Below are 10,000 nucleotides of genomic sequence, written 5' to 3' on the forward strand. Positions count from 1 at the left end.
ATGTACCTACACATGGTACGCCCCGGAATATGGTGTGTACCATCCGGGCAGGAGAGGACGGGGAGGTACGGATCGATGATCCGTATTTAAACAGGAAAACCTTTTTTTATCGTTCGATCATCATCTTCTTGAGGCTTCGTCCTGGAGGGGAACAAGGATGGCCAGACCCATTCGGTACGGAAATGACGCTGCAGTCGGATAGCGGATGAGATCATCTATAAGCCATTAGCATTATCAATCTCATTCTGTGACTGAAATATCACCCAACCCGTAACATCTTCAAAACGTCCTCTGAATTGATTTTTATAAGTATTCTACAGACCGTACCACCCGCTCTGGCTGCTCAGGCCAGTTCTGATGATTCTGAAAATCAGGGGTATAGATAATACCGGTCACCATATTTTCACCTCCCTTTTTTATACTCCAAGAGTCTGCTGCCCGTACCTGAACACCTGCTGCTCCTCACTGACAAAGAGGGGAGTCTGTGACAGGGCGTACCGGGGAGATGTCTGCACCCACTGAACCGGGCCGATGAATGGCTGGAGAGTCCGGATAACATAATTCACCCTCACCGACAGAAGAACTGCGGCTCCCCTCTTTCGTGAATAACTCTTACAGGCCTCTCCAAAGGCTCTAATCCGGTCAGGATCATCCATGAACCATTCATCACAGTACTCAATGAGGAGCAGAGATTCTTTTGCCCCATAAATCCGTGTCATCAGGTCATCAAACCCCAAAACCTGTATATATGAGATATTCCGGTCAGGATGTTCCTTAAGGAGTCTGGTCCCTGAGTTCCCATGCAGGTATACGACCGATCTGAATGCCCCTGCGGCATCCGGAAGCGCTGCCTGGATAACGTCACGGGGAGCGATGTAGACGGAAAATTCCCACGGGGCAAGCGTTGTCAGATAGGTTGGCAGCGATATCATACTCTGATGGTCGGTGTGATGACCATATAAACTTCAGGGGTGCGGGGTGAAAGTGAAACCGTTTCTGAAATGGCTATAAAAACGTTTAGAAAGAAAAAGAAAAAGGAAATCGTCAGATATCTCCCATGGCAAGGGAGATGCCCTTTCTGATATCTTCAAGACCCTCTTCATGCCTGCCGGTCTTCCGGAGGGTCATCCCCTTATTATACCATGCCTCGGCATTGTGAGGATCACACAAAAGAGCGGATTCATAACACCGGATCGCATCAGCATAATTCCCCATCAGGTCCAGGACATTTGCTTTTGAATGTAATGCCCGTGCATTTGACGGATCTTCTTCAATTATCTTGTTGTAGAGGCTCAGTGCAAGCTGATAATCCCCTGCCATCTTGCAGTTCTGTGCATCCCGAAGGGCACACTCGATATTTGGATTCAGTTTTGTAACCGTCCAATCTTTTGATACGATAGCATCTGTTGCCATTGTTATTCCCTCCTTTTCTGGTCCCATGACCACTGTCCCAAAAAAGTGCCAGCCACACATCTGATCTGGTACCGTCCCGCTCTCCTAAAGATCTCTCTCCCAGGGTCCTGCAGGAGAGCAGGATGATATGCATATTTCTGGGATAAATGACCATGGAACTTGCGATACATTAAGAATTTGCCAACCAGTTGCGCAAAACATCTATGCATATCGCCTTTGCATTCAGTAATGCCATGCAATACCATGACAAGGGATCATGAGACATGAAGTATTTTATAACACCTGCGGGAAGGACGGGTAAAAACCATAAGATTTGGAGACAAATCAGGAAAATCCGGTCATAGCGTATATATGGTCTCACACCCCGGACCTTCAGGTATCAATCTATATATCACGAAAGGATGTATAGGGTACACTGACTGATATGCCTGAAAAACCAGTCCGGGTGCTCCATGTCGATGATCAGCATCTGTGGAGATCAACAGTTTCAGATTATCTTACCCTTTTTGGAGATTATGAGATAACCTCCGCAGAATCCGGAGAACAGGCCCTTGAGGTACTGCGCACGACCCCTTTTGATATCATCATATCCGATTATCAGATGCCGGAGATGAATGGCATTGAATTTTTACACCTGGTTCGAAAGCGTGGAACATCAACACCCTTCATCTTTCTCAGTGGAATCAGGCAGGAAGATATCGAAGGGGAGGCAAGAGAGTCTGGTGTCGATTTTTACGTGATCAAGACCGGTGACCCGTCCCAGGTCTTCTCAGTTCTGAATGAAAAGATACAACAGGCCATTGCCCGGTATACAACCGTTCAGGCAGTCATGAAGAACCAGGTGAAAGATTCCGTGCCATCTTCATTTCTCTAAAAACGCACCCTATGGGGAGAAGGTGATTGGTATACTCTGCCGGGAAGTTCCACGGACACAGGAAAAACTCCCAATCCTTGGATTCGGGTGTATGCGGTTTGTTGAAAAGAATGGTTCCATCGACGAGGAACGGTCAAAAGCCCTGCTTCGGTATGCAATAGACAAAGGTGTTACCCATCTTGACACCGCCTGGATGTACCATCATGGACAGTCGGAATCATTTCTTGGCAGGGCCCTTGCCGACGGGTACCGGGAGAAGGTTACCCTTTCAACAAAACTCCCTCACTGGCTGGTAAAATCAAGGGAGGACATGGATTTCTTTTTAAATACCCAGCTCAACCGGCTCAATACGAATTATATCGACTATTACCTCATCCATTCTATAGGCCGAACGAGCTGGGACCGGATGAAGGCATGCGGGGTTATGGAGTTCCTTGATACGGCAAAGGCAGACGGACGGATAAAACATACCGGTTTTTCATTCCATGAGGATACCAGGACATTTAAAGAGATTGTGGATGCATACCCCTGGGACTGCTGCCTGATTCAGTACAATATCATCGATGAGTTCAGTCAGGCAGGGCGGGAGGGCCTGACATATGCAGCACAAAAGGGCCTGGCAGTCTTTATCATGGAACCCCTGCGTGGCGGAAAACTTGCAAAAAATCCTCCCGGTGAGATTGCACATATATGGGAGCAGGCTCCGGTGAAGCGGACTATGGCAGAATGGGCGCTCCGGTGGCTCTGGGATCAGCCTGAGGTCACCATGGTCCTGTCAGGGATGAATGATTTTGCACAGGTGGATGAGAACTGCCGGACTGCAGAGACCGCGTATCCGGGGAGTCTGACTGCAGAGGAGCAGGCGATCATCAGAAGGGTAAGCGATACCTGGCACTCATTGATGAAAGTGCCCTGCACCGGATGTCAGTACTGCATGCCCTGTCCGTTCGGGGTGAATATTCCCTCCTGCTTTGAGATGTATAACAATCTCTTTCTGTTCGGGGATACCTGGCGAACCAATGCTGTGTATGCCGCCCGTCTGGGAGGAGTTATGAGCGGATATTCGGTTGCATCTGCCTGTGTCGGGTGCGGGTCATGTCTTTCTGCCTGTCCGCAGGGGATAAATATCCCAAAGAGACTTAAAGAGGTATCAGACCGGCTTGAAGGTCCGTTCTTTCAGGTGCTTGTCCTGGGAGCAAAGATCGCCCTTCCCATTATGCGACGGTTCGCCTTTTTGAAAAACAGTACATGGATGAAGGAATGATACCCGGGTAAAAAGCATTCCTATTAATTCTTCGAGTACTGCTCTAACTGGCCTGAATTATGGGCATTTTCCAAGGTATTCAGGATGGATTCTGCAAGGGCCTGTGCTGCAGCATGGGATTTATAACCCGTATGGCCCCGTGAAGAGATCATACGAAAAGCCACTATATTCTCCAACTGTCTTTATAAGATTATCAAGATCAAGATGGGGAAATTTTATCCTGATTCTTCTATCTGACAGGGGTATCAAGGTCCGATGCTTCAATAACCATGAGATAAACCGGGCATACTCTTCAGTAGGGTCCGGAGGGCGGGGATCTTTCATGATTCTAAGAAATTCTGAATAATGTATGCACGGGTGTATAAGAATATAAAGGATTATACCCAAGTAGGTACTTGTTGATAACATATCCGTTCAGGGGAGTCAGCCGGCAGACTCTGCTGAATTACCACGTGAATTTCAAATGATGAGAGGAAATGCCGGGTTTTTCGGTGGGGATGGAGCGCTTCGGAAGGAGTATGTCCATACCGGTTTCATGCAGACAGGTGGTTTAGATGGTTCTGGCAGCAACACAAACGGCAGGGGTAACAACAAATGAGCATGGAAACGAGGAGGTACAGGTCGTCGAGTTCATCATCGGTGACGACAAGTTTGCAGTCAACCTCTTTGATGTCAAGGAGATTGTCGAAGCATCCAAGATAACTCCACTCCCTCATGCACCGGCATATATCAGGGGAATTATCGACCTTAGGGGTGAGATCACAACCATAGTGGACCTTCGCCAGCTCCTGAAGATTACCAAAGGAAAATCAGGAGATACAGAAGACCTCCGGTTCATTGTTCTTGATGAGTCGGTCACCGACGGGAAGACCGGTGTCGTGGTGGATGAAGTCACCTCGGTTCTGACCGTGAATGTGGCCGATATCGATCAGACCTCTCATGGGGCCGGTGAAGACTCCCATATCCTTGGCGTTATTAAGAAGGATGTTGGTGAGAAAGGAGAGAGTAAGAAAGAACTGGTCATCTGGATTGATATGAGCGGGCTTATCAGGGAAGCGGGTGGGATTTCCCAGTCCTGATCCTGAAATCACTCACCTATTTTCATCTTTTTTACAATATTTTCTGCTGCGAGTGCCCCGGTGGAGAACGCAGCCTGCAGGTTATACCCTCCACAGTCCCCGTCAATATCAAGAACCTCGCCGATGCAGTACAGACCTGGTACGATACGGGACTCCATGCTCTCTTTTTTCACCTCATCAAGAGACACTCCTCCCCGTGAGACCATGGCTTCATTCTCTCCGCCTAATTTCATCTCCTTGACCGGGTATTCAAGCAGCAGGGGTATTAACCGGTTCCTCATCTCCTTTGGAAATTGCGCACAGGTCATATCAGGGGGAACTTCTGCCAGTTCCATGGAAAATCTCACAAACCGTTCAGGAAGCGGAAGGCTGGCAAGGATAGTCTTTACCTGTTTCACCCCGCCTGATGAGAAACGGGAGATCAGGTCCTCCCTGGCGGAATTGATATTTGTATACTGAATGAATGAGACCCGGAGTTCATCTCCGGTTCTGATATACCGGGACATATCAAGAATTCCAGGGCCTGAAAAGCCGGTGTGGGTGATGAGAAGATCTCCTCGTGCTTCATGCACCTTCTTCTTCTCCCGGTACAACGTGAGCGGCACCTCTGAGAAGGACATCCCGGAAAGGTCCCTGAAGGGAAAATTCGGAATATGAATCGGTGTCAGAGCAGGACCTGGTTCTGCAATCGTATGCCCGAGAGCCTGTGCAAGGGTATATCCGTCGCCGGTGGATCCCGTTGCAGGATAGGTATATCCCCCGGTTGCGAGCACAACTCCTGCACTATGATACGTATCTCCTCTGGTGATAACCGTAAATCCGGAGGTGTCATGACTGAGGGTACACACCGGCTCGCCGGTATGGATGCTGACCCCTGCCTCATTCGCTTCTTTGAGCAGGACACTCAGGATATCCCGTGCCTTTCCTGATTCCGGGAAGTACTTGCCATTCCCATCATCACGAAACGGCACTCCCCGGTCCTGGAAAAAACTGATGAGCGTATCATTTGAGAAATGCATCAGGGCAGGTCTGATAAACCTTCCATGATCCCCGTAATGGGAGATGAATTCAGATATCGGTCCGGTATGGGTGAGGTTACACTGACCTGAACCTGAGAGGAGCAGTTTTCTCCCGCAGGATGGCATCTTTTCGAGGAGAAGGGTCTTGCACCCCCCTTTTCCTAAAAGGAGAGAGCAGAAAAGACCTGCTGGCCCTCCGCCGATAACGATGACGGCATACTCTTTCATACACGTTCCTTGGAAAAAAGGGGCATTATATCAGGATGAGCGGTGAACCACTGCATTTTTTAAAAAACCAGGGTTTGGGATTATATCTCCCCGAATTTGAAGTTATCAAAGGCGACATGGACCGGCTGCTCTTTGATAAATCCCTGTTCTGCAAGGCGGGATACAAAGAACCCGATGTCCCCGTGGGTACGTGACGTATCTGCTATGGACCTGACCATCTTTCCGTTGATATAAAAGCTCAGTGTATTTCCTTCAGCCTTGATCCCGAGCCGGTTTGTCTCATACCCCTTATTCAGAATATAGGTCTCGGTCAGGGGAATCATCTCATACACCTTTCCGTCCATATGTTTCCTGACCGTGAACCAGCCACGGCCATTGATTCCGAATGAGTAGTAGTTCCCGGACTCAAAGCGGAATATCATCCCGTACTGGCCGGTGAGCGGACCAGAATCAAGCCGTGCTTCCACCTCTGCAACGAAATCTGTGACATCCTTTCCAAGAAGGGCACGGTCGGAGAGGTCTTCTCCCTTCTGGATCATATGATACTCTCCCCCGGAGTAATACTTCAGGAACGTATCACTCTCATACGATCCCCACCCGCTCTCTTTATCTGAAAAGTTGTCAAACTGGGTGTATCCGGTCCCTGACTGAACATCTGGTGTCGGCTTTGGAGTCTCGATTATTTCCTTGGTCACTTCAGGCGTAATTTTTGGAACCTGGACTGGTGTCTGGTCAGGAGGGGCGGATGGCAGAAAGAACAATGCCAGGATAAGGATGATTCCCACGCCGATTATCCCTGCAAGAAAAGCCATATCCCGGTTAGCCGGCAGGGGAATCTGCATCCGTTTTCTTCCGGCAGGCTCTTTGAAGTCTCCTTCCGGTTCCAGTACCGGTCCTTTCAGTGGTTTTGCTTTTGGTTGTGGTTGTGGTTGTGGTTGAGGCTCTGGTTCTGGTTTTGCTTTTGGTTTCGGCTTTTCAGGGATGATATCATCTGAGAAGAGATCATCGTACGGTGATATCGGTTCTACGTGTGGTGCAGGTTCATCATCTATCGGCATGGCACAATATGCACAGATCCGGGCATCCGGTCTGTTCTCTTTTCCACATGACGGGCAGGATACCTTCTTCATTCTCTCACTCCGATAATGCCCGGTGTTGCGGCATTCTGCATAAATGGCAGGTCAATGGTTCTTCCCTTTCCTATGGCAAGGCGGGCTGCTGCAAGATCGGTAATAGACAGCCCGGTTGAGTCAAAAACCGTGACGGTGCCGGGGGATGGTTTTGGGATCGCCCCGGTCAGCACCCTGCCAAGAGTCCCCGTGATCTCCGATGGGGAATAGAGTCCCAGACTGATTGGCACATTCACCTCTCCGGAATGGACAGCCTGGTCCATGTCATCTACAAACACATCCGCCCTCTTCAGTATGGCGGGGTCAAGTTCCTGTTTTCCGGGAGCATCAGCCCCCATGGCATTGATATGGGCTCCGTCAGCGATCCATGCATCGTGAATAAGGGGAGTCTTTGAGGGGGTTACGGTCAGAAGGACATCAGCCCCTGCAGCAGACTCGATATCGGTGGATCGTATGGGGAGATGGGAGTTGCGCTGCACAAACTCATCTGCATGAGAGGCAGACCGTGACCATACCAGCACCTCCTCAGGCTCAAAGACCTGGGAGAGGGCTAAAAGACCGGATTCTGCCTGTCTGCCTGATCCAATAATCCCAAGAGTCCCTGATGTTTTGTGAGCCAGAGCTCTGGTTGCCACCGCTGCACAAGCTCCGGTCCGAAGGTCGGTGAGCGTGGTTGCATTCAGAACCGCAACGGGCGTTCCGGTCGGAGGGTCCAGAAGAATGGTGACCGCCATGACGGTTGGCAGCCCGGCCTTCCGGTTTTCCGGGTGGACATTCACAATCTTTACCCCTGCAGTCTCAAGGGAGGGGATATAGGAAGGCATTGTTCTGAAATCACCCCCCGGAAGATTTACATAGACCTTCGGGGGCATAATGCTCCTTCCCGCACCGTGATCCAAGAATGCAGATTCAACTGCAGATATCAGATCACTCATCTCTATCACCTCTTCTGGCGCCGGATAGTACTGCATATCGATTATTTCTCCTCTTTCTGCCCTTTTGTCCGGAGTATCCGGATATGTTCTGGTATGGCAGGCCTGCATGAGGGTCAGGATTTCCTTCTTAGTATGCTCCTATGATTGGTTATCTTTTCTCCAGCATCAGTCTGATGAGTGGAATGGCTACATCAGATTCAACATGGGTGTCTGAAAAGTATGCCGTATTGGCAAGGACAACAACACCAATCCCCATATCCTTCACAAATGCAATATCGGCCATGAACCGGTTGGTCTCTCCGGCCTTGAGGTGGACTCTTGGTATGCCTTCGGTCTCAAAGGTATCCCAGAAGAGTGACTGCCAGAGTTCCACCTCTTCAGTGGATCTGATGGTTCGTGGCTCATGCGACCGGTTGACCGCTTCCTTCAGTCCGTCCGGCACATCCAGAAATCCCAGCTGCAGGGCAAGGTAGACGGCCATATCATCCGCATCAGATATCATTCCCGCCGTCGGTGTCCAGAACTCATTGTACCTGATGACCATCCCTTCGTCATGATTTGGGGCATATCCCCGGTAGCCGACCGCAGAACGTTCGAGAAGGTCAGACCTCCATCCAGCTCCCGTGCTGTTCATGCCAAGAGGATCAAGGATACGCTCTTTTACGAGCTCAGGGTAGGTCCGGTTCTGCACCCTGGCAACGATATCTCCTGCGATGGCCGTTCCGGCATTTGAGTACTCCCATGCCTCACCAGGAGAACGGGTCAGAGTCAGGTTGCTGATCCAGGCATACACCAGATCGGCGGGTATCTCCTCATACCCCCTGAAGGTTGATTCAGCCTGTGTTTCGATTGGGTCACTCTCCTTCTGGTACCGGTAAAAATCATCCGGCACATTGGGGAGTGCTGAGGTGTGGGTTGCAAGATCAGAGAGGGTTATCTCCCTGCCCTGCCATGAGGGAACGGTCACCCCCTCCGGAACATAGGTCTGTATGGGGAGAGACAGGTTTACCATCCCCCGAAGCTCTGCATCGGCGAGCAGAAGACCGGTGAAGGTCTTTGAAACGGATCCAACCTCAAAGGTAGTGCGGTTATCAGGGGGCAGACCCATCGTCCGGTCAGCATCTCCAAAGGTATAGAGTGCGGATCCGTTCCGGTCCTCAAGGATGATGACAAGGCATGGATATGTACCGTTCCTGACAAGCGGCTGTGCAACCGACGCAACCTCCTCAGCGGAGAGTATTGAGAATTTACCCGGAGCACTTATCCGCCATTCTTCCGGACTCATCATTCCTGCAACCGGAAGGCAGAGCAGAAGGAGGAACAGAAGTAAAATCACCGCCCAGCCAGTTTTATTCAGATTTCGTATCATACCGCTTTCTCCTTTTTCCAGATGATATACGAATAGACGACAAGATATATGGTTCCTATGATGACCGGAAGAAGAATGAAGAGATATGCATACTCCGGCACCAGGATCCCAAGCAGGCAGAGAAGAGCGACGATGAGAAATACCCGGAACCCTCGTTCATGGGTCGCCTTCCATACTGCATCACTCTCCATGGTCCAGGGTGTCCGTATCCCGGCAAACCAGTTTGGTTTTACCTGACGGATAAAAAATGCTATTCCTCCCATAAGGATCGCAAACAACACAGAAATTACCTGGTTCATCGGAACTTCTATTCCAAGAGCCCAGAGTATGGTGATGAGAAAGAGCAGGAAGAAGAAGATATTGAGGAGCAGAATAAGTCCGTCATATGCTCCCTGAAATTCCCGGTAGGCTTCCCATCTGGGATCATACCGGGGAAGAATTATCATAAGCAGGGTTATCCCCACCATCAGGGCCGGGATGAGGATGGTACCTGGAAAAACCGGCATTGTCCCGTCCACTTCACCCTGAATATTCCAGTGGGTAGGAATTTCGTCCGGAAGGGCGGGGAAAACAATGAATACAATTCCAAAGGTCAGGAGAATGAGGATTATTGTGAGTATCCGAAGCAACTGCATACTCGTATATATGCGTTAGAACATAGGTTCTTTTCTATTCTCATACTGATCCCT

Annotated in this window: 11 protein-coding genes; 3 read left to right on the forward strand and 8 right to left on the reverse strand. The window is 49.9% G+C overall.

The genetic code is table 11. The annotated features are described in order from the left end of the window. Positions 1-416: 416 nt before the first annotated feature. Positions 417-932 (reverse strand): hypothetical protein, encoded by a 516-nt coding sequence (locus tag LDL35_RS02205; protein WP_304019057.1) that lies wholly within the window; start codon positions 930-932, stop codon positions 417-419. Between the two features lie 112 nt (positions 933-1,044). Continuing rightward, positions 1,045-1,440 (reverse strand): tetratricopeptide repeat protein, encoded by a 396-nt coding sequence (locus tag LDL35_RS02210; RefSeq protein ID WP_304019060.1) that lies wholly within the window; start codon positions 1,438-1,440, stop codon positions 1,045-1,047. 397 nt (positions 1,441-1,837) lie between these two features. On the opposite strand from LDL35_RS02210, the gene LDL35_RS02215 reads away from it, so the two are divergent. Further along, positions 1,838-2,287 carry a response regulator gene (locus LDL35_RS02215; protein WP_304019063.1) on the forward strand — a complete coding sequence of 150 codons (450 nt, stop codon included), beginning with the start codon at positions 1,838-1,840 and terminating at the stop codon, positions 2,285-2,287. Positions 2,288-2,309: 22 nt separating this feature from the next. Beyond that, entirely contained in the window at positions 2,310-3,551 is a 1,242-nt protein-coding gene (locus LDL35_RS02220) for an aldo/keto reductase (protein ID WP_304019064.1), read from the forward strand. Between the two features lie 23 nt (positions 3,552-3,574). On the opposite strand, the gene LDL35_RS02225 is transcribed toward LDL35_RS02220, so the two are convergent. Beyond that, positions 3,575-3,715: a hypothetical protein gene (locus tag LDL35_RS02225; RefSeq protein WP_304019067.1), complete on the reverse strand. Its 141-nt coding sequence runs from the start codon at positions 3,713-3,715 to the stop codon at positions 3,575-3,577. Positions 3,716-4,105: 390 nt separating this feature from the next. On the opposite strand from LDL35_RS02225, the gene LDL35_RS02230 reads away from it, so the two are divergent. Continuing rightward, positions 4,106-4,630, forward strand: a complete 525-nt coding sequence (locus LDL35_RS02230; protein WP_011448898.1) for a chemotaxis protein CheW — start codon at positions 4,106-4,108, stop codon at positions 4,628-4,630. 8 nt (positions 4,631-4,638) lie between these two features. Here the strand turns inward: LDL35_RS02230 and LDL35_RS02235 are convergent, their stop codons facing one another. From LDL35_RS02235 to LDL35_RS02255, 5 genes are all read right to left on the reverse strand, one after another. Then, positions 4,639-5,877, reverse strand: a complete 1,239-nt coding sequence (locus LDL35_RS02235) for an NAD(P)/FAD-dependent oxidoreductase (protein WP_304019069.1) — start codon at positions 5,875-5,877, stop codon at positions 4,639-4,641. Positions 5,878-5,957: 80 nt separating this feature from the next. Then, on the reverse strand, positions 5,958-7,007 hold the full coding sequence (locus LDL35_RS02240; protein WP_304019072.1) for a family 16 glycoside hydrolase: 1,050 nt from the start codon (positions 7,005-7,007) through the stop codon (positions 5,958-5,960). Continuing rightward, complete coding sequence (locus LDL35_RS02245) at positions 7,004-8,050, reverse strand: ornithine cyclodeaminase family protein (protein ID WP_369694878.1); 1,047 nt, start codon at positions 8,048-8,050, stop codon at positions 7,004-7,006. The genes LDL35_RS02240 and LDL35_RS02245 overlap by 4 nt, the downstream gene beginning before the upstream one ends. 40 nt (positions 8,051-8,090) lie before the next feature. Beyond that, the gene (locus LDL35_RS02250) at positions 8,091-9,311 is read right to left on the reverse strand and encodes a serine hydrolase domain-containing protein (RefSeq protein ID WP_304019074.1); all 1,221 of its coding nucleotides are present in this window, start codon (positions 9,309-9,311) and stop codon (positions 8,091-8,093) included. Beyond that, positions 9,308-9,946 (reverse strand): SdpI family protein, encoded by a 639-nt coding sequence (locus LDL35_RS02255; protein WP_304019076.1) that lies wholly within the window; start codon positions 9,944-9,946, stop codon positions 9,308-9,310. The genes LDL35_RS02250 and LDL35_RS02255 overlap by 4 nt, the downstream gene beginning before the upstream one ends. Between the last annotated feature and the right edge of the window lie 54 nt (positions 9,947-10,000).

The sequence above is a fragment of the Methanospirillum hungatei genome (assembly GCF_020216685.1).
Taxonomy (GTDB): Archaea; Halobacteriota; Methanomicrobia; order Methanomicrobiales; family Methanospirillaceae; genus Methanospirillum; species Methanospirillum hungatei_B.

Bases quoted from the DNA above. Each gene is read 5' to 3' on its own strand.
- LDL35_RS02250 (WP_304019074.1), bottom strand. From the start codon at position 9,311: ATGATACGAAATCTGAATAAAACTGGCTGGGCGGTGATTTTACTTCTG.
- LDL35_RS02240 (WP_304019072.1), bottom strand. From the start codon at position 7,007: ATGAAGAAGGTATCCTGCCCGTCATGTGGAAAAGAGAACAGACCGGAT.
- LDL35_RS02255 (WP_304019076.1), bottom strand. From the start codon at position 9,946: ATGCAGTTGCTTCGGATACTCACAATAATCCTCATTCTCCTGACCTTT.
- LDL35_RS02245 (WP_369694878.1), bottom strand. From the start codon at position 8,050: ATGCAGGCCTGCCATACCAGAACATATCCGGATACTCCGGACAAAAGG.
- LDL35_RS02235 (WP_304019069.1), bottom strand. From the start codon at position 5,877: ATGAAAGAGTATGCCGTCATCGTTATCGGCGGAGGGCCAGCAGGTCTT.
- LDL35_RS02230 (WP_011448898.1), top strand. From the start codon at position 4,106: ATGGTTCTGGCAGCAACACAAACGGCAGGGGTAACAACAAATGAGCAT.
- LDL35_RS02210 (WP_304019060.1), bottom strand. From the start codon at position 1,440: ATGGGACCAGAAAAGGAGGGAATAACAATGGCAACAGATGCTATCGTA.
- LDL35_RS02215 (WP_304019063.1), top strand. From the start codon at position 1,838: ATGCCTGAAAAACCAGTCCGGGTGCTCCATGTCGATGATCAGCATCTG.
- LDL35_RS02205 (WP_304019057.1), bottom strand. From the start codon at position 932: ATGATATCGCTGCCAACCTATCTGACAACGCTTGCCCCGTGGGAATTT.